This is a genomic window from Micromonospora zamorensis (assembly GCF_900090275.1).
GTDB lineage: Bacteria > Actinomycetota > Actinomycetes > Mycobacteriales > Micromonosporaceae > Micromonospora > Micromonospora zamorensis.
In genome coordinates this window covers 4579100-4597903 of record NZ_LT607755.1, presented here as the reverse complement: position 1 = coordinate 4597903, position 18804 = coordinate 4579100, and the positions used below count along the sequence as shown (strand labels likewise).

Below are 18804 nucleotides of genomic sequence, written 5' to 3'. Positions count from 1 at the left end.
CGGGGCGCTGCGCCGCGCGGCGCACCGGCTAGCCTCGACCTGTGGCAACCGCGCTGGTGATCGAGAACGACCCGACCGACGACGCACGCCGGCTGGGCGAGTGGCTGACCGAGGCTGGGCTGGAGCTGTGGGTGGTTCGCCCGCACGCCGGCGACGAGCTCCCCGCCGACCTGGAGGGATACGCGGCGCTGGTGGTGCTCGGCGGCGACCAGCAGGCGTACCCGCTGCCGGACGGCTCGCCCGGCGCACAGTGGTTTCCGGCGGTGGAGGGCCTGCTGCGCAAGGCGGTCCGCTACCGGGTGCCGACCCTGGCCGTCTGCCTGGGCGCGCAACTGCTCGCCACCGCGCATGCCGGCCTGGTCGAGCGGAGTCCATCCGGGCCGGAGATCGGCCCGGGTGTGGTCGGCCGGCGCGACGCCGCCGAGAACGACCCGCTGTTCCGGTACGTGCCGTTGATCCCGGACGTGCTCCAGTGGCACGCCGACGAGATCACCGAGCTGCCCCGGGGTGCCACCCTGCTGGCCGCGTCCACCCGCTACCCGCACCAGGCGTTCCGGCTCGGTGACCGGGCCTGGGGTCTGCAGTTCCACATCGAGTGCGACGCCGCGATGATCGCCGACTGGGCCACCGACTCGGCCCAACTCGCCGAGCTGGGCTACGACCCGGAGCTGGTGGTCGCGGCCTGCGCCTCGGTGCTGCCCGACATCGAGGAGGTCTGGCAGCCGTTCGCCGCCCGGTTCGCCGCGCTGGCCCTCGGTGAGTTGGACGACAGCACGATGCGGCGTGGCCTGCCGCTGCTCGGGCACTGATGAGCCGGCCGACCAGGGCAACGGGCCGGCTCGCCCGGTACGGCTTCGGCACCGCCGAGGGCGACGGCGGCGCCCGTGCCGCCGACCTGCTCGGCCCGGACGGGCTGCGGCTGTGGCGGCTGGAGGAGCAGGAGCCGGCCGACGAGCCGGCCGGTGAGCTGCTCGCCGCGATGTCCCGGGCCGCCGACCCGGACCTGGCGCTGCGCCAACTGCACCGCATCGTCGAGGCCGAACGCCGCACGACCGACGGCGCCGTCGACTCGCCGCTGCTCGCGGAGCTGCACGCCGACCCGGGGCTGCGGCGGCGGCTGATCGCGGTGCTGGGTGCCTCGTCGGCGCTCGGCGATCACCTGGTGGCCCATCCCGACCACTGCACGGCACTGCGGACCGCCCCGGACGGGCTCGCGCCGATCGCCGAGGGGCGGTTGGAGCCGGCCGCCGGTGGCAACCCGGTGGCGGTGCTGCGGACCGCGTACCGGTTGGCGCTGCTGCGGATCGCGGCGGCCGACCTGACCGGCGGGCGCGGTCTGGAGCAGACGATGGCCGCGCTCTCCGCGTTGGCCGACGCGACGTTGGCCGCCGCCTACGAGGTGGCCGTCGCGGAACTGGCGGAGGGCACCGAGCGGCCTCGGCTCGCGGTGGTGGCGATGGGCAAGTGCGGCGGCGGCGAGCTGAACTACGTCTCCGACGTGGACGTCATCTTCGTGGCCGCCGAGGACGCCGACCTGGCCGCCGCGACCCTGGTGGCGACCCGGCTGATCCACATCTGCGGGCTGGTCGCCTGGCCGGTGGACGCCGCCCTGCGCCCAGAGGGCAACCGGGGCCCGCTGGTGCGGACCCTCGCCAGCCACCTGGCCTACTACCAGCGGTGGGCGCGCACCTGGGAGTTCCAGGCGCTGCTCAAGGCCCGCCCGGCCGCAGGTGACCTCCCGCTGGCCCAGGAGTGGATCGACCAGCTCGCGCCGCTGGTCTGGCGGGCGGCCGAGCGACCCGAGGCGGTCGAGGACGTCCGCGCCATGCGGCGCAGGATCATCGACCACATCCCGCCGAAGGAATTGGAGCGCGAGATCAAGCGCGGCCCCGGCGGGCTGCGCGACATCGAGTTCGCCGTCCAGTTGCTGCAACTCGTACACGGTCGCGGGGACGAGACGCTGCGGGCGCCGGGCACCATCCCGGCGCTGCGCGCGCTGGTCGCCGGTGGCTACGTCGGCCGGGCCGACGGCGAGGCGCTGCTGCGCGGTTACCGTTTCCTGCGCAGCGTCGAGCACCGGCTGCAACTACAGGGCCTGCGTCGTACGCACACCGTTCCCACCGAGCCGGGCGCGCTGCGGTGGCTCGCCGCCGCGCTGGGTTTCACGGCGGCGCCGGGGCGCAGCGCCGTGGAGAGCTTCCGGGCCGAGTGGGTCACCCACGCCACCGAGGTACGCCGGCTGCACGCCAAGCTGCTCTACCGGCCGCTGCTGGAGTCGGTGGCCCGGGTGCCGGCCGACGGGCTGCGCCTCACCCCGGAGGCGGCCAGGCACCGGCTGGAGATCCTCGGGTTCGCCGACCCGGCCGGGGCGCTGCGGCACCTCCAGGCGCTCACCGGCGGGGTGAGCCGCACGGCGGCCATCCAGCGGACCCTGCTGCCGGTGCTGCTCAGCGAGTTCGCGGACGCGCCGGAACCGGACCGGGGGCTGCTCAACTACCGGAAGGTCTCCGACAAGCTGGGCAGCACCCCCTGGTATCTGCGGCTGCTGCGCGACGGTGGCCCGGTCGCCCGTCGGCTGGCCCGGGTCCTGGCCCTGTCCCGGTACGTCGCCGACCTGCTCGCCCGCGACCCGGAGGCACTGCGGCTGCTGGCCGAGGAGAACGAGCTGGCGCCCCGCTCCCGCGAGGTGCTCCGGGAGGGGTTCCTCGCCGCAGCGGCCCGGCACGCCGACCCGGTCGAGGCCACCCGCGCGGTACGCGCACTGCGGCGCCGGGAGCTGGTCCGGGTGGCCTGCGCCGACGTGCTCTGCCGGGCGGGCGCGCTCGCACCCACACCCACCCGACCGGACGGCGCGAACCGGCCGGCACCGGGGCTGGCCGACATCACCCAGGTCGGCACGGCCCTCGCCGACGTCACCGACGCCACCTTGGCCGCCGCACTGCGCGCCGCCCAGGCCAGCCAGCCGGCCCCGGAAGGGCTGCGGTTCGCGGTGATCGGCATGGGACGGCTCGGCGGGTACGAGTCGAACTACCTCTCCGACGCCGACGTGCTCTTCGTCTACGACCCACCCGCCGGGTCCAGCGAGAGCGCCGCCAGCGCCGCCGCCCACGCGATCGCCGAGGAGCTGCGCCGACTGCTCGGCGTGCCCGCCCCCGACCCGCCGCTGGGCGTCGACGCCGACCTGCGCCCGGAGGGCCGGCAGGGTCCGCTGGTCCGCAGCCTCGCCGCGTACGCGGCGTACTACGCCCGCTGGTCGCGGGTGTGGGAGGCACAGGCCCTGCTGCGCGCCCGGTTCGTCTGCGGCGACGCCGAGCTGGGCGCCGAGTTCGAGGCGATGATCGACCCGGTGCGTTACCCGGCCGAGGGGCTGACCCGCGAGCAGGTCGTCGAGATCCGGCGGATCAAGGCCCGGGTGGAGACCGAGCGGCTGCCCCGGGGCGCCGACCCGGCCACCCACACCAAGCTGGGGCGCGGCGGGCTGGCAGACGTGGAGTGGGCCGTGCAACTCGTCCAGCTCCGGCACGCGGGCAGGGTCCCGTCGCTGCGCGGCACGCGTACCCTCGATGCCCTCGCGGCCGCCGAGCGGGCCGGCCTGATCGACCCGACGGACGCCGCGGAGATGGCCGCCGGGTGGTCCCTGGCCGCGCAGGTCCGCAACGCGTTGATGCTGGTCCGGGGCCGGGCCGGCGACCAGTTGCCCCGGCACGGGGTGGAGTTGGCCGGCGTGGTCCGACTCCTCGGGCGGGACGACCCGGGGGAGTTCCTCGACGAGTACCTGCGCGTCGGCCGCCGCTCCCGTGCCGCGACGGAACGGGTCCTGAATGCCTGACGCGTCGACCCGCCCGGCCACGCGGTCCCCGCAGGTGGTCTGGGCGGCGGCGACCGGGGCCGCGGTCGTGCTCGCCGCCGCGTTCCTGCTCGCGCCGCGGATGGGCACGGACCTCGCGGCCCAGGTGGCCCGCGCCGAGTTCGCCGACCGGTACGGTGCCGCGCCGATCGACCTCGGCTGGTACGGCGGCGTCAACCAGTACGGCTACAGCCTGTTCACGGCCAGGTTGGGCGCGCTGATCGGGATGCGTCCGCTGGGGGCCGTCGCCGCCGTGCTCGGCGCGGCGGCGCTGGGCTGGCTGTTCGTCCGGGGCCGGGCCCGCCGGTCGTTGCTGGCCGGCGTCCTCGGTGCCGTGGTCCTCGTCGGCAACCTGGCGAGCGGTCGGGTCACCTTCGCCGTCGGGCTGGCGTTCGGGCTGCTGGCGCTCTGCGCGGTCAGCGCGGAACGCCCGCCACGCCCGGTTCGCCTGGCACTCGCCGCCGGTTGCGCCGCCCTGGCGACGGCGGCGAGCCCGGTCGCCGGCCTGTTCACCGGTCTGGCCGGCGCGGCGCTGCTGCTGGCCGCCCTGCGCCGAGGCGACGGGCCCGGCCGTGCACTGCCCGGTGGGTGGCGCTCGGAGCGACCACTGGCGGAGGGGCTCGTGCTGGCCGTGGCGCCCGCCGTCACCCTGGCGCCGATCGCGTTGCTCTTCGGCAACGGGGGCACCCAGCCGTACTCGGCCGAGTCGATGCGGATCAACGTCGCGCTCGCGGTGCTGGTGGCGGTCGTGCTGCCGCGTCGTCGCCGGGTGCTGCGCGTCGGCGCGCTGCTCACCGTGCTGCTCCTGGTCGGCGCGTACTACGTGCCCAGCCCGATCGGATCCAACGCGCTGCGCCTGCCGCTGCTCTTCGCGCTGCCCGTGCTGGCCGGGTACGCGCCGCTGCCCGGCCCGTGGCTTGCCGGGCTGCTCGCCGCGACGGTCTGGTGGCAGTCCCCGGTGATGCTGAGTGACGTCACCCGGGCCGGCGCCGCCGAGAGCGCCCCGGCCTTCTACCGCCCGCTCGTCGCGGAACTCGACCGACGGCAGCCCGTCGGGCGGGTCGAGGTGGTGCCGCTGCGCGACCACTGGGAGTCCGCGTACCTGCCACCGACCGTGCCGCTGGCCCGTGGCTGGGAGCGCCAGGTCGACAGCGACCGCAACGCGCTGTTCTACGACGGCACCCTGAGCGCCCAGACCTACGAGCAGTGGCTCCGCGACAAGGCGGTCACCTACGTGGTGGTCGCTCCGGACGCTCCCGCCGACCGGTGGGGCCGCGACGAGGCCGCGTTGATCCGCGGCGACCTGCCGTACCTGCGGGAGGTCTGGCGCGATCCGACCTGGCACCTGTACGAGGTGGTCGATCCGACGCCGCTGGTCGGAGCCCCCGGCCGGCTCGTCACCGCCGACCGGGGCGCGGTCCGGCTGACGGCCACGCCCGGCGACGTGCCGGTCAAGGTGCGGTGGTCACGGTGGCTGTCGCTCGATGGCCCGGACGGCTGCCTGCGACCCGGCGCGGACGGGTGGACCGAGGTGCGGGTACGCGCGGCCGGCGACTACTCGATCTCCAGCAGCCTGGCACCGGCCAACCACTGCTGACGGTCCTGCCGTCGGTCACCCACCGGCGTGCTGGCAGCATGTCGGGCGTGCCTCCCCACCTCGCGCGCTGGACCGGCCTGGCCGGCTCGATGCTGCTCGCGCTGTCCGCGTTCCTCGGCGGCGCGTTTCCCAGCGGCCCCCTGCGCAGCACCCCGGTCAGCATCTGGCAGGGCACCAACGGCCCGCTGATCCTGGCCGCCTGGGCGGTCGGCACCGGCCTGATGGCGTACGCCTGGTGGGCGCTGCGCGACGGCGGCCCGTCGACTCGCTGGGCGCTGCTCACCGTGGGGCTGTGGCTGCTGCCGCTGCTGGTCGCGCCGCCCTTCGGCAGCCGCGACGTGTACGCGTACGCGTGTCAGGGCGCCAGCTTCGCCGGTGGCATCAGCCCGTACGAGCAGGGCGTCTCCGCGCTGCCCTGCCCCTGGCTGGACTCGGTCTCCTACATCTGGCGGGACACCCCCGCGCCGTACGGGCCGCTCTTCGTGCTCGTCGCGGCTGCGGTGGTCAAGGTCGCCGGCTCGCTGACCGCCAGCATCGTGCTGTTCCGGGCGCTGGCGCTGCTCGGCGTGGTGTTGAGCGCGTGGGCGCTGCCGGTGCTGGCGCGCCGGGCCGGGGTGCCGGCCAAGCGGGCGGTCTGGCTGGCGCTGGGCTCCCCGCTGGTCGCCGCGCACCTCATCGGTGGTCCACACAACGACATACTGATGCTCGCCGCGCTGGTGGGCGGGCTGGCCGTGGTGGCCGCACACCCGCGCCGACGCGGCATGCTGCTGGTCGGCGGGCTGCTCCTCGGAGTCGCCGTGTCGATCAAGGTCACCGCCGTGGTGGTGGTCCCGTTCGCCGCGCTGGCGGCCACCGCCGGCCCGTACCGGCTCCGGACGCTGATCCGCGACGGCGGCTGGGTGGTCGGCGGCACGGTCGCCGCCGTGCTGGGAGTGACAATCGCCGGCGGACTGGACTTCGGCTGGGTCGGCGGGCTGTCCGGGGGCGGCGCCGCCGTCGCCTGGACGTCCCCGCCGACCGCCGTCGGTCAGACCGTCGGTTACGTCGCCGCGCTGTTCGGCGCTCACATCGACGCGTTGCCGGTGACACGCGGGATAGCCGTGGTGGTCCTGGCCGTCCTCCTCGTCTGGCTCTGGTGGCGGGCCCGCACCCGCGACCCCCTGTACTACGCCGGCCTCGCGCTCGCCGTCACCGTCGCGCTCTCTCCAGTGGTGCACCCCTGGTACTGGACGTGGCCGTTGTTCGTGCTGGCCGCCACCGCCCGCAGTACCGGCTGGTTCACAGTGGTCGCCCTCGTCGCGTCGTTCCTGGTGCTGCCGGACGGCACCGGGCTGCCCCGGTTCACCAAGACGGTCGGGGCGCCGCTGATGACGCTGTTGGTGATCGTGGTGGTCGTCCGGTTGGTACGGTCGGCTCGGGCGGCCCGTCAGCCGGTCGCCGCCGACTGAGGGAAGGTGCGCCGGTGACCGCTTCCGGCGCGCCTGTTCCGCCGCCTGTTCCGCCCTCGCGTGTTCCGTCGCCGCCTGGGCCTCTGTCGGCACGCCTCGCCCGGTACGCGGGCCTGGCCGGCGCGGTCCTGCTGACCGTGGCCGGCTACCTCGGCGGGGCGCTGCCCGACGCCCCGCTCGGCGCGACACCGGCGTCGATCTGGCGAACCCCGGACGGCCCGGCGACGCTGATCTGCTGGCTGGTCGGCACCGCGCTGCTGGTCGGTGCCTGGTGGTCGCTGCGCGAGGGTGTGCCGTCGACCCGTTGGGCGTACGTCACGGCCGGGGTGTGGGCGCTGCCGCTACTCGTCGCGCCACCGCTGGGCAGCCGGGACGTCTACTCGTACGCCTGCCAGGGCTGGACGTACGCGCACGGCGTCGACCCGTACGCGGTGGGGGTGGCGGCGGCGGGCTGCCCGTGGCTGGACACGGTTGCACCGATCTGGCGGGACACTCCGGCACCGTACGGGCCGGTCTTCGTCCTACTCGCGGCACTCGCGGTCACGCTCGGCGGCGGGCTCACCGGCACTGTGGTGCTGCTGCGGGTGATCGCCGTGGCGGGGCTGGTGCTGGCCGCGATCTGCCTGCCCGGCCTGGCACGGGCAGCCGGGGTGCCGACCCGGCGGGCCGCGTGGCTGGCGTTGGCCGCCCCGCTGGTCGGGGTGCACCTCATTGCCGGCGCGCACAACGACGCCGTGATGCTGGGCCTGTTGCTGTGTGGGCTGCTGGTGGCGATCCGGCGACCGGGTTGGCCTGCGGCACTGCTCCTGGCCGGGGCGCTGCTCGGGTTGGCGGTGACGGTGAAGGCCAGCGCGGTCGTGGTGGTGCCGTTCGCCGCACTGGCCGCAGTCCGTGGTCGTCACACCGTACGGGCATTGCTGCGCGACGGCGGCTGGCTGGTCGGTGGGCTGCTCGGAGCGGTGCTGGTCACCTCGGCGGTGTCCGGGCTCGGGTTCGGCTGGGTGGGCGGGCTGACCCACAGCGGCGACTCGGAACAGTGGACGTCACCACCCACCGCCGTCGGGTTCGTGGTGGACTACGCCGGTGCGCTGGTCGGCCGGGACCCGCAGGCGGTGCCGGTGGTCCGGGCAGTCGCCCTGCTGCTGCTGGCCGGGGTGCTGGTGGTGCTCTGGTGGCGGGCCTGGCGGGCACTGCGCGGCTTCAGCGATGCCCGGCGGGTGGCACGGGTCGAGGGCGCGCGGATGGATGGGGCGCGGGTCGATGGGGCGCGGGTCGAGGGCGCGCGGGTGGATGGGGCGCGGGTCGAGGGCGCACGGGTCGATGTGGCGCGGGTCGAGGTTGCGCGCCCTCGGGTGGTGCTGCACGGCGCCGCGTTGGCGCTGGTCGCCACCGTCGTCCTGTCCCCGGTCTTCCACCCCTGGTACGCGACCTGGCCGTTGGCGCTGCTCGCACTCACCGCCGCCCGAACGACGTGGTTTGTGCTGCCAGTGGCGGTGGCGGCCTTCCTGGCCCTGCCCGACGGCACGAACCTGGCCCGCTTCACCAAGGCACCCGGCGCCCTGGCGATGACCGCCCTGCTCCTGACCCTGACCGTGATCGTCCTCCCGCGCACCACCCACCGCCCGGGTCCAACCCGTCGATCATGAGGTTGGCGGGGACAATTCGGACGGAACGCCCGGCCAAGATCATGATCGACGTGTCTGGGCGGCCAAGATCGTGCTCGATCATGGATATAGGGGCTTCGAGCCGCCCTGGTGGCCACTACAACCATGATCGAGCGCGATCCCCGTCCCGGCCCAGTCCAAGATCCGGGCAACTTCAGGGAAAGTGCTGCCTACGGTGCCTGGGAGGCAGCAACATCCCTGAAGTTGCGCGGGCGCGGGCGCGGGCGCGGGCGCGGGCGCGGGACGCGGGGCCTGTGGGACGTGGGGCGCGGGGCCTGTTGGACGTGGGGCGCGGGGCCTGTGGGACGTGGGGCGCGGGGGCCTGCGGGGTGCGGGGGTGGGCGCGTAACGGGGCCGGGCCGGCTCCGCGATCGCGGAGCCGGCCCGGCCGGTGGTGCGGTGACTACTCAGCAGTCGTCGTGCCCAGACTGCTCAGCAGTCGTAGTACATGGCGAACTCGTGCGGGGTCGGGCGCAGGCGCACCGGGTCGACCTCGTTGGCGCGCTTCCAGTCGACCCAGGTGGAGATCAGGTCGGGCGTGAAGACGCCGCCGTCGAGCAGGTAGTCGTGATCGGCCTCGAGCGAGTCGAGCACGGCCGACAGCGAGCCCGGCACCTGCTTGACGTCGCCCCACTCCTCCGGCGGAAGGTCGTAGAGGTCCTTGTCGATCGGCGTCGGCGGCTCGATCTTGCTCTTGATGCCGTCGAGGCCGGCCATCATCATGGCCGAGAAGGCCAGGTAGACGTTGGCCGACGGGTCCGGGACGCGGAACTCGACGCGCTTGGCCTTCGGGTTGCTGCCGGTCACCGGGATGCGGGTGCAGGCCGAGCGGTTGCGCTGCGAGTAGACCAGGTTGACCGGCGCCTCGAAGCCCGGCACCAGACGACGGTACGAGTTGATCGTCGGGTTGGTGAAGGCCAGCAGCGACGGCGCGTGGTGCAGCAGACCACCGATGTACCAGCGGGCCATGTCGGACAGGCCGGCGTAGCCGGTCTCGTCGTAGAACAGCGGCTCACCGTTGAGCCAGAGGCTCTGGTGGGTGTGCATGCCGGAGCCGTTGTCGCCGAAGAGCGGCTTGGGCATGAACGTCGCGGTCTTGCCGTTGGCCCAGGCCTCGTTCTTCACGATGTACTTGAAGAGTTGGAGCTGGTCACCGGCGTGCAGCAGGGTGGAGAACCGGTAGTTGATCTCGGACTGGCCGGCCGTGCCCACCTCGTGGTGCGAGCGCTCCACGTTGAAGCCGGTGTCGACGAGGCGGCGCACGATGGAGTCGCGCAGGTCGGCGTAGTGGTCGACCGGCGGCACCGGGAAGTAGCCGCCCTTGTAGGCGGTCTTGTAACCACGGTTGCCGCCCGGCTCTTCGCGGCCGGTGTTCCAGGCGCCCTCGATCGAGTCGATGTAGTAGAACGACTGGTGCGCCGAGGTCTCGTGGCGGATCGAGTCGAAGATGTAGAACTCCGCCTCGGCGCCGAAGTAGGCGGTGTCGGCGATGCCGCTGGCCGCCAGGTACGCCTCGGCCTTCTTCGCCACGTTGCGCGGGTCGCGGCTGTAGGCCTCGCGGGTGAACGGGTCGTGGATGAAGAAGTTCAGCGCGAGAGTCTTCTGCGCGCGGAACGGGTCGATGAACGCGGTGGCGACATCCGGGAGCAGGAGCATGTCCGACTCGTGGATCGCCTGGAAACCGCGGATCGACGAACCGTCGAACGCGAGGCCGTCGGTGAAGAGATCGTCGTTGACGGACTCGACCGGCAGGTTGAAGTGCTGCATCACGCCGGGCAGGTCACAGAAACGAACGTCGACGAACTTCACGTCCTCGTTCTTGAGGTATCGCAGCAGTTCCTCGGGGTTGGCGAACACACATCCTCCTGGCACGTCCACGGGGTGGCTAGGCTTCTGGCGACGCTATGGCCGGGGGGTTGCCCGGCCGTGTCTCCGTTGTTTCTGCCGTGTTACGTCCCTCGCGGAGCGTCAGCGGCGCCCCTGTTCACGCCTTCGGCCCGCCGCGAACGTCGTACCGACTGTGCCAGTGTAGTGACATCTGATGCCTTTGGCCTGAATCGGCACACAGCGGTGGCGGCACCCGGCGAGCCCTCGTCGCGACGCGGATACCCTTGATCGCTGTGACCAATCCGCACGTCCCGGCAGCGCCGGCCACCGACCCCACCTTCACCCCGCCGACCCTCGGACGCCGCTTCGGGGCGCTGATCATCGACTGGGTGCTCTGCCTGCTGGTGTCCAACATCTTCGCCGACCCGGTACGCGACGGCTGGGCGCCGGTGCTGGTGCTGGTCCTGGTGTACGGCATCTTCCTCGGCCTGTTCGCCCAGACGCCGGGCATGTACGTCACGAAGATCCGCTGCGTGAACTGGCACGACGGCGGTCGGATCGGGGTGCTCCGAGGACTGATCCGGGGCCTGTTGCTGGCCCTCGTCGTCCCCGCGCTGATCATGGATGGGCACCGTCGCGGCCTGCACGACAGGCTCGCCGACTCGGTCATCGTCGACGCGCCGCGCGGCTGAGCCCGCCGAACAACGAGAAAGAGCCGGACCCACACGGGTCCGGCTCTTTTCAGGCGTACGCCAGAGGGGTCAGCGGCCCCGCGACTGGCGGAAGGCGCCCGGCGGTCGCATGTTCTTCGGGATCGCGCCCTTGGGCATCTGCGGCCGGGCGGTCAGCGCCTTGAGTCGCTTGTCCAGCGAGTTGACGTCCTTGCCGGAGAGCGCGCGGGGCAGGCGCAGCAGCGTCGTCCGCAGCTTGCGGATCGGCAGCTCGCCCTCCTCCTGCCCGATCACGTAGTCGTGCAGGGGAGCGGAGCCGATCACCTTGGACAGCCGCCGCTTCTCCTGCCCGAGCAGGCCGCGCACCCGCTGCGGGTTGCCCTCGGCCAGCAGGATCACGCCCGGGCGGCCGATCACCAGGTGGACCATGTCCATCTGGGTGGTCGAGCTGACCGCCGGGGTCACCCGCCAGTCGCCGCGCATGTTCTCCATGATCTGCGCCGCCGCGCCGGGTTGGCCCTCGGCGGCGTTCATCATCGCCTTGTTGGACCGGAGGTTGAGCACGATCAGCACCGCGAGCAGGACGAACAGGATGCCGATCGGCAGCCAGATCCAGCTCCAGAGGATGACCGCGACCACGGTGAGGGCGAGCGGGATGAGCACCGCGGCGGCGACCAACGGCGCGAACCACCGGTCCTGCTTGGCGGTGAACTTGAACACCATCCCGATCTGCTTCAGCCGCTGGCCGAACGAGACCTTCTCCTGGGGCTTTGCCATGCCGCAGAGTCTAGTGGTCGCCGCCTGCCCCGTTGATCCGCGTCCGGGTGCCGGGGCAGCTGAGTACCTTACGTCTCCTCACCGCCCGGGAACGGACGGGTAAGGAGGGTGCCGGCCGGGAAGATGAGGCGGTGTGCCCATGCCCGGGTGGGGCCTTCGCGCGAAGAGTCGTCAGCAGAAGACGACGACGCCACGAAGGAGCCCGACATGTTCGGCAACGACGCAGACTTCCTGCTCTCCCTGCACCGTACGCACACCGCCGAGCTGCGCGCCGAGGCGGCCGCGGAACGGCTCGCCCGGTCGCTGCCGCGTCCGGCCGGCCGCGATTGGCTGGGTCGGCGCAGGCACGCCAGCCGCACCGGCGACGCCCGCCGGTGACCGCGCCAGCCTCGGCGGCCACCCCCACGGCGCCCGCCGTGCCGGCCGGCCGACTCGACGCCGCCCCGCCGCCCGGCCACCGGCCGATCGGCGGGGCTGTCGGCGGGAGCCGTCATGGCATGCTCGAACCTGTGACCGTACGCGCCGCCAGTTCCGTCCTCGTCGGCCGCCATCGTGAGATCGCGGCGCTGCGCGACGCCCTGGGTCGCGCCCGGGTGGGGGAGCCGACCACCGTGCTGGTCGGTGGCGAGGCCGGCGTGGGCAAGACCCGGCTGCTGGAGGAGTTCGGAGGCTGGGCCACCGGCGGCGGGGCGCGGGTGCTGGTCGGCCAGTGCCTGGAGCTGGGCGAGGCGGGCCTGCCGTTCGCTCCGTTCGCCGCCGCGCTGCGCGCCGTGCTGCGGGCCGACGGCCCCGAGGTCTTCGCCGGCTACGAGGCGGAGTTCGCCCCGCTGCTGCCGGAGCTGGGACGAGCGTCCGCGGCGCTGGCCGGCCCTCGTCCCGTCCCGCTCAGTGACGCCCCGCGCGGTTACCTGTTCGACCTGGTCGCCGAGCTGTTCCAACGACTCGCCGACGCCCGCCCGCTGGTGCTGCTCATCGAGGACCTGCACTGGGCCGACCGCTCCACCCGGGACCTGATCGGCTTCCTGGTCCGGGCGGCCCGGCCGGGTCGCCTGCTGCTGGTCTGCACCTACCGCACCGACGAGTTGCAGCGCGGGCACCCGCTGCGCCCGTTCCTCGCCGAACTGGACCGCGCCCGCGGTGTGGAGCGGGTCGAGTTGGGCCGACTGGATCGCGACGGCACTGGCGCGATCCTCGCCGACCTGCTCGGCGCCGAGCCACCCGCCCGGGCCGTCGACGATGTCCACGGCCGCACCCAGGGCAACCCCTTCTTCATCGAGGAGTTGGCCGTCGCCGGCTCCCCGCTCGGCTGCGCCGCGCTCCCCGAGACACTGCGCGACCTGCTGCTGGCCCGGGTGGACCGACTCCCCGAGCCGACCCAGCGGGTGCTGCGCATCGCGGCTGCCGGCGGCACCCGCTTCGCCCACGACCTGCTCGCCGAGGTCGCCGGGCTGCCCGAGGCCGAGCTGGAGGACGCGCTACGCGTCGCCGTCGCCGCCCAGCTGGTGGTGGCCGACCGCGACGGTGACTACGAGTTCCGGCACGCGCTGGTCCGCGAGGCCGTGCACGACGAGTTGCTGCCCGGCGAGCACGCCCGGCTGCACGCCCGCTTCGCCGCCGCCATCGAGGCCCAGCCGCACCTGGTCGCCGCCGGCCGGGCCCCGGCGGAGATCGCCCACCACTGGTACGCCGCGCACGACCACCCGCGTGCCCTCGTCGCGGCACGGGCCGCAGCGGTCGCCGCCGGCGACCGGTACGCGTACGCCGAGCAGCGCCGACTGCTGGAGCGGGCGCTGGAGCTGTGGGAGCTGGTGCCCGACGCCGCCGACCTGCTCGGCATGGACCACCTGGCGTTGCTGGAGCAGACGCTGGCCGCGGCGGTCACGGCCGGCGACTTCAGCCGGGCCATCACGCTGACCCGGGCCGGCCTGGCCGAGGTGGACGCCGACGCCGCACCGCTGCGCGCCGCCCGCCTGCTCAACCAGCGGGGTCGGCTGATGGCCCTGCTCGGCAAGAGTGACGGTCGCCGGGAGCTGGATGAGGCGTACCGGCTGGCCGCTGGCGGCCCCCGGGGAGCGGAGCGGGTCCGGCTGCTCGCCGACATCGCCGCGCACCTGGTCAAGATCGACCCCAAGCAGGCGGCCCGGGTGGCCGCCGAGGCCGCCGTTGACGCCGAGGCGTTCGGCGAGGACGTCGCCCTGCTGCACGCGCGGATCGCCCTGCTCTGCCACGGCGAGCGGGACCCGGAGCGAGGGCTGGCCGAGCTGAGCCAGGCCGAGGCCGTCGTCCGTGCGTCCGGGGACGCGTCGGGGCTGGTGCTCGCCCGGGTGTACCAGTCCGACGTGCTGTGCGAGCTGGGCCGCTACGCCGAGTCCGCGCAGGCCGCCGAGGCCGGCGTCGCCGAGGCGCGTCGGGTGGGGATCAGTCGCTCCACCGGGGCGTACCTGTTGTCCAACCGGGCCGAGGCGTTGATCGCGCTGGGTCGCTGGGACGAGGCCGAGGCGGTGTGCGCGGAGGCCGCGCGGATCGACCTGTCCGGCGTCACCGGCCTGCACTGGCTCCAACTGAGTGCCGGGCTACGGCTGGCCCGCGCCCACCCTGCCGCCGACGAAGTGGTCGACCGGGCGCTCACCTTCCTCGGCCGGCCCTACCTGTGGCCGAGCCACCGGCTGCCCCTGCACGAGTTGGCGATCGAGGCGGCGTTGGCCGCCGACGACAAGGTGGAGGCGGTCCGGGCGGCGCGGGTCGCGGCGGTCGACGAGAGCCTGCCGCAACTGCCCCGCGAGGGTTGGCCGGTGCTCAGCGCCGTCGCGCGTACCGCCGCCCGGGTGGGCGACCGGGACCTGTCGGTCGCGGTGGCGGCGCTCGCCGCCGACCTGCCCGTCCGGCACCCGGCGGCGCGGGCACACGCCGCTCAGGTCGCCGCCCTGCTCGCGGTCGGCGACCAGGCGCTGCCGGCCTGGCGAAAGGCGGTCGACGCGTGGCGGGTCGACGGGCAGCCGTACCCGCTGGGTCGCGCGTTGCTGGCGCTCGCCGAGTCGGCTGCCGCTGCCGGGGAGCGCGACGAGACGGCGGCGGCGGTCACCGAGGCCGCCGAGATCGGCCGACGGCTGGGTGCGGTGCCGCTGGTCGAGGCGGCTGCCACCCTGGCGCGGCGGGTCGGCCTGCGCACCACGGGCCAGGGCGGTGCCGGCGCTGACCTGCTCACCGCGCGGGAGCGGGAGGTGCTGCGACTGGTCGCCGAGGGGCACAGCAACAGCCGGATCGCCGAGCAGCTGTTCATCTCCCCGAAGACGGCCAGCGTGCACGTTTCCCGGATCATCGCGAAGCTGGACGTGACCAACCGGGTGGAGGCCGCCGCCCTGGCGCACCGCCTCGGCCTGCTCACCGAGCCGGCGATTGCGCCGTGACCCTTCTTCCGTCCACTCTCGATAGGTTCGCGTGATCAGCAGAAGGGCCTGTGCGTGGGCGTGCTGCGTGGGCGTCAGCCTGCGCCGTTCCGGACGGTTCCGGTGCACATACCTGCCGGCACGCACGCTTCGTAGGCAGGGCGGGTTGGACTGGCTGAGGGTGGAGGGTGGATGCCATTTCGCGAAGAGCCGGTATTGGTGACCAGGACGGGCTGGATTCTTGCCGGGGTGGGCTCCGTGCTCTGGGTGCTCTCTCCGCTCTTTTGGGTGATGGGGACGCTTCCTCTGGACGCCAGCCTCTTCATCGGCTCGACTGCCCTTCTTCCGTGGTTGACATACCTCGCGACCAGGAAGCGTGCCCCGGGCGGCCCTCAGTAGGACAAGCCCGCTCCGAGTTGACCAGTCGCGAACCGCTCCGGCGGTCGCGGTCTCAGCCGGAGGGGCCTGCGGCATCGCACTGACGCTCACCCGGCGAGGTCACTGCGGCAGGTAGATCCGCCAGCCGTCGATCGTGACCAGATCGAGGGCGCCCGGGTTGGCGCGCTGCCGCTCGTCGAGCGCGTTCGCCAGCGGTGAGCCGGCCGGAGCGACCCAGGCTGGCGCCGACGCGCCGTCCACCTCCCGCCGGTACGCGGGGTAGCGGTCGAAACCGGGTCGCAGCGCGTCGTCGACGACCGCGCAGACCACCTGCTCGGCAGTGGCGAAGGTGAGCCGGTTGCAGGTCCAGTAGCCGGCGCGCACCTGCCGTACGCCGAGCTGCCGCAGGGTGCTGACCAACTCGGTGTGCTGGGCCTCGGCGGCCCGGGTGGCCGGCGCGGTCTGCGCTGACCGCCAGGTGGCCTGGGCTGCGGTGCCCAGCGTGGCCGCGAGCAGCGCCAGGGCGACCGGCCGGGCCAGCGTCCGCCCGAGGCCGCGCCGGCCGGTCGCCGACGGGCGCGGGCCGCGCCGGGCCACCGTCCACACCGGCCAGAGCAGCGCCGGCAGGGAGATGAGCAGGCAGGACAGGTAGCGGGAACTCTCCACCGGGGTGAGGCCGGCGGAACTGCTCACGGTGTACGCCCCGAGGGTGACCACGGCGGCCAGCACGAGCGCCAGCCGGATCGCCGCCGCCACCCGGGGTACAACGAGCACCGGGTGACCAGCATCAGCGGGATCGACCAGCGAGGCAGGGCCGGCTGGCAAGGCAGGGCCGGCTGGCGACGCAAGGTCCGCCGGCGAGGCGGCATCGGCTGGCGAGGTGGGGCCGGCTTCGGTGGTCGGTCGGCGTAGTGCCCGCCAGGCGGTGGCGGCACCGAGGGCCAGCAGCAGCGGCAGGGCGAGCGCCCACCAGAGTTGCCAGGTGTCGCACTGCCCCGGGGCGCAGAAGCCCATGCCCAGCGACGGGCCGAGCAGCAGGCCACCGTGCAGCCGGTCCGCCCAGCTGGCGGTGGCGTTCGCACCGCTGGCGGCGAGCACCGCGTGCAGCGGGTTCCGCCCGTTCAGCAGGCTGTGCAGCAGCAGCGGGGCCGCCCCCAGCACGGCGGCCGCCCCGAGCAGCGCCCCGGCGGCACCCCACAGCTCCCGGCGGCAGAACCCGACGAGCACCGCCCCGGTCGTCACCACGTACGGCAGCACGAGCGGGTCGACCCAGAGCATCAGGCCGGCCAGGAACCCCCACGAGGCCCACCGCGCCAGCCGCCATCCCGCTCGGCCGGCGGCCAGATCCACGGCGAGGATGGCCAGCGCCACCCCGGCGGCGTTCATCTCGGGGTAGCCGCCACCGGCGATCAGCTGGTTCTTGACCACCCGGTCCGAGCCGAGCGCCAGCAACGCCACCACCAGGAGCCCGAACCACCGGTCCCCGGTCAGCCGCAGCGTCAGCCGCCAGGACAGCACAAGGAACAGCAGGTACAGCGCCAGGGTGGGCAGCCGCAGGCCGAGCAGTGACGGCCCGCCAGCCAGGGCGAACACCGGCGCGGCCAGGTACGCCTCCAGCGTGCCCATGTACTGCTGGCCGTAGAACCAGACCGGGAAACCCTCGCCTCGGGCGATGTGCAGCGCGGCCAACCCCATGGTGGCCTCGTCGCTGTTCGTCGGCGGCGCCGCGTTGACCAGCAGCCAGAGCCGGTAACCCACCCCGGCGACCACGGCCACCGCGGTGAGCCAGCCGACCAGGCGCAAGCGCGTACCGGGCCGCGGGCGCGGGGAGTCCGCGCCGCGCGGCTGTTCGCGTACGCCGGCGGTCATCGCACGATCATGGCATTCGGACGCCGCACGGCCCGTGCGGCGCTGCTGGCGGATCAGCCGGCGGTGGTGACGGCCACTCCGGCGCGGGCGTCGAGCGCCTGCTTGTAGAGCCGGCCGGCCCGGTACGACGAACGCACCAGCGGCCCGCTCATCACCCCGGCGAAGCCGATCTCCTCGGCCTCCTCGCGCAGCTCCACGAACTCCTCCGGCTTGACCCAGCGGGTCACCGGGTGGTGCCGGGGCGAGGGGCGCAGGTACTGGGTGATGGTGATCAGCTCGCAGCCGGCCTCGTGCAGGTCGCGCAGCGCCTGCGAAACCTCGGCCCGCTCCTCGCCCATGCCCAGGATGAGGTTGCTCTTGGTGACCAGGCCGTCGGCGCGGGCCTGGCGGATCACGTCCAGCGAGCGGTCGTAGCGGAACGCCGGCCGGATGCGCTTGAAGATGCGCGGCACGGTCTCCACGTTGTGGGCCAGCACCTCGGGACGGGAGCCGAAGACCTCGGCGAGCTGCTCGGGAACGGCGTTGAAGTCGGGGATCAGCAGCTCGACGCCGCAACCCGGCTGAAGGGCGTGGATCTGTCGGACGGTCTCGGCGTACAGCCAGGCACCGCCGTCGGGCAGGTCGTCACGGGCGACGCCGGTGATGGTGGCGTACCGCAGCCCCATCGAGACCACCGACTCGGCGACACGACGCGGCTCGTCGGCGTCGAATTCGGCCGGCTTACCGGTGTCGATCTGGCAGAAGTCGCAGCGCCGGGTGCACTGGTCGCCACCGATGAGGAAGGTGGCCTCCCGGTCTTCCCAACACTCGTAGATGTTGGGGCAGCCGGCCTCCTGGCAGACGGTGTGCAGCCCTTCGCGCGAGACGAGCCCACGCAGCTGGGTGTACTCCGGACCCATCTTGGCCTTGACCTTGATCCATGGCGGTTTGCGCTCGATCGGCGTCTCGGCGTTGCGCGCCTCGATCCGCAGCAGACGCCGCCCTTCGGGGGCCGCCGTTGCGGTGCGCGCTGCCTGGCCGGTCGTCGGCGCGGAGTGCTCGATCGTCACGAAAACGAGCCTACGCCGGACGGCGGGTGTCTATGTGCGTCGGGCGACCGGCGTCACGCCCCGAACGTTGTGACGCCGGACACCGGAGTGTCGAAAATGTGCGTCACACGAGCGGGATTCGGGTGCTACGGTCACCGCCAACAGCGACGACGGAGCCGAGTAGCGCGCCGACCCGCCAGCGCAGAGAGCCGCCGGTGCTGAGAGGCGGTCTGGCGCCGGTGTGCGAAGACCCTCCCGAGCTGCGGGAAGAACGGTTGCGGGTCACCCGTGCCCAGTAGAGCCCGCCCGGCT

12 protein-coding genes are annotated in these 18804 nt (G+C 73.7%); 8 read left to right on the top strand and 4 right to left on the bottom strand.

Annotated features, from left to right (window positions below; genetic code table 11):
- Positions 1-41 precede the first annotated feature (41 nt).
- The 5 genes from GA0070619_RS20110 to mptB (GA0070619_RS20090) are packed head-to-tail and all read left to right on the top strand — an operon-like array spanning position 42 to position 8538.
- Positions 42-809, top strand: coding sequence for a type 1 glutamine amidotransferase (locus tag GA0070619_RS20110; protein ID WP_088949497.1), 768 nt, complete (start codon positions 42-44; stop codon positions 807-809).
- Complete coding sequence (locus tag GA0070619_RS20105; RefSeq protein ID WP_088949496.1) at positions 809-3829, top strand: bifunctional [glutamine synthetase] adenylyltransferase/[glutamine synthetase]-adenylyl-L-tyrosine phosphorylase; 3021 nt, start codon at positions 809-811, stop codon at positions 3827-3829. The genes GA0070619_RS20110 and GA0070619_RS20105 overlap by 1 nt, the downstream gene beginning before the upstream one ends.
- Positions 3822-5444, top strand: coding sequence for a hypothetical protein (locus GA0070619_RS20100; RefSeq protein WP_231927114.1), 1623 nt, complete (start codon positions 3822-3824; stop codon positions 5442-5444). Before GA0070619_RS20105 ends, GA0070619_RS20100 begins: the two co-directional genes overlap by 8 nt.
- A 47-nt stretch (positions 5445-5491) precedes the next feature.
- Positions 5492-6892: a polyprenol phosphomannose-dependent alpha 1,6 mannosyltransferase MptB gene (gene mptB / locus GA0070619_RS20095; protein ID WP_172862078.1), complete on the top strand. Its 1401-nt coding sequence runs from the start codon at positions 5492-5494 to the stop codon at positions 6890-6892.
- Between the two features lie 14 nt (positions 6893-6906).
- Positions 6907-8538 (top strand): polyprenol phosphomannose-dependent alpha 1,6 mannosyltransferase MptB, encoded by a 1632-nt coding sequence (mptB, locus tag GA0070619_RS20090; protein ID WP_414855610.1) that lies wholly within the window; start codon positions 6907-6909, stop codon positions 8536-8538.
- Positions 8539-8988: 450 nt separating this feature from the next.
- On the opposite strand, the gene glnA is transcribed toward mptB (GA0070619_RS20090), so the two are convergent.
- The gene (gene glnA / locus GA0070619_RS20085; protein WP_088949494.1) at positions 8989-10413 is read right to left on the bottom strand and encodes a type I glutamate--ammonia ligase; all 1425 of its coding nucleotides are present in this window, start codon (positions 10411-10413) and stop codon (positions 8989-8991) included.
- A gap of 263 nt (positions 10414-10676) precedes the next feature.
- Between glnA and GA0070619_RS20080 the strand changes: the two genes are divergently transcribed.
- Positions 10677-11075 (top strand): RDD family protein, encoded by a 399-nt coding sequence (locus GA0070619_RS20080; RefSeq protein ID WP_088949493.1) that lies wholly within the window; start codon positions 10677-10679, stop codon positions 11073-11075.
- A gap of 69 nt (positions 11076-11144) precedes the next feature.
- Here GA0070619_RS20080 and GA0070619_RS20075 read toward each other — a convergent pair whose 3' ends face one another.
- Positions 11145-11831, bottom strand: coding sequence for a DUF4191 domain-containing protein (locus tag GA0070619_RS20075; RefSeq protein WP_088949492.1), 687 nt, complete (start codon positions 11829-11831; stop codon positions 11145-11147).
- A 207-nt stretch (positions 11832-12038) separates the two neighbouring features.
- Between GA0070619_RS20075 and GA0070619_RS32855 the strand changes: the two genes are divergently transcribed.
- Together GA0070619_RS32855 and GA0070619_RS20070 are read left to right on the top strand one after the other, a co-directional pair.
- Positions 12039-12209 carry a hypothetical protein gene (locus GA0070619_RS32855; RefSeq protein ID WP_172862077.1) on the top strand — a complete coding sequence of 57 codons (171 nt, stop codon included), beginning with the start codon at positions 12039-12041 and terminating at the stop codon, positions 12207-12209.
- 119 nt (positions 12210-12328) lie between these two features.
- On the top strand, positions 12329-15238 hold the full coding sequence (locus GA0070619_RS20070) for a helix-turn-helix transcriptional regulator (protein ID WP_088951924.1): 2910 nt from the start codon (positions 12329-12331) through the stop codon (positions 15236-15238).
- Between the two features lie 477 nt (positions 15239-15715).
- On the opposite strand, the gene GA0070619_RS20060 is transcribed toward GA0070619_RS20070, so the two are convergent.
- Together GA0070619_RS20060 and lipA are read right to left on the bottom strand one after the other, a co-directional pair.
- On the bottom strand, positions 15716-17464 hold the full coding sequence (locus GA0070619_RS20060) for a hypothetical protein (RefSeq protein WP_088949490.1): 1749 nt from the start codon (positions 17462-17464) through the stop codon (positions 15716-15718).
- Positions 17465-17517: 53 nt separating this feature from the next.
- Entirely contained in the window at positions 17518-18513 is a 996-nt protein-coding gene (lipA, locus tag GA0070619_RS20055; protein ID WP_088949489.1) for a lipoyl synthase, read from the bottom strand.
- Positions 18514-18804 lie beyond the last annotated feature (291 nt).

Coding starts and splice junctions, on each gene's coding strand:
- GA0070619_RS20105 (WP_088949496.1), top strand. CDS start 809: ATGAGCCGGCCGACCAGGGCAACGGGCCGGCTCGCCCGGTACGGCTTC.
- GA0070619_RS20100 (WP_231927114.1), top strand. CDS start 3,822: ATGCCTGACGCGTCGACCCGCCCGGCCACGCGGTCCCCGCAGGTGGTC.
- GA0070619_RS20075 (WP_088949492.1), bottom strand. CDS start 11,831: ATGGCAAAGCCCCAGGAGAAGGTCTCGTTCGGCCAGCGGCTGAAGCAG.
- GA0070619_RS32855 (WP_172862077.1), top strand. CDS start 12,039: ATGTTCGGCAACGACGCAGACTTCCTGCTCTCCCTGCACCGTACGCAC.
- GA0070619_RS20070 (WP_088951924.1), top strand. CDS start 12,329: ATGCTCGAACCTGTGACCGTACGCGCCGCCAGTTCCGTCCTCGTCGGC.
- GA0070619_RS20060 (WP_088949490.1), bottom strand. CDS start 17,464: ATGACCGCCGGCGTACGCGAACAGCCGCGCGGCGCGGACTCCCCGCGC.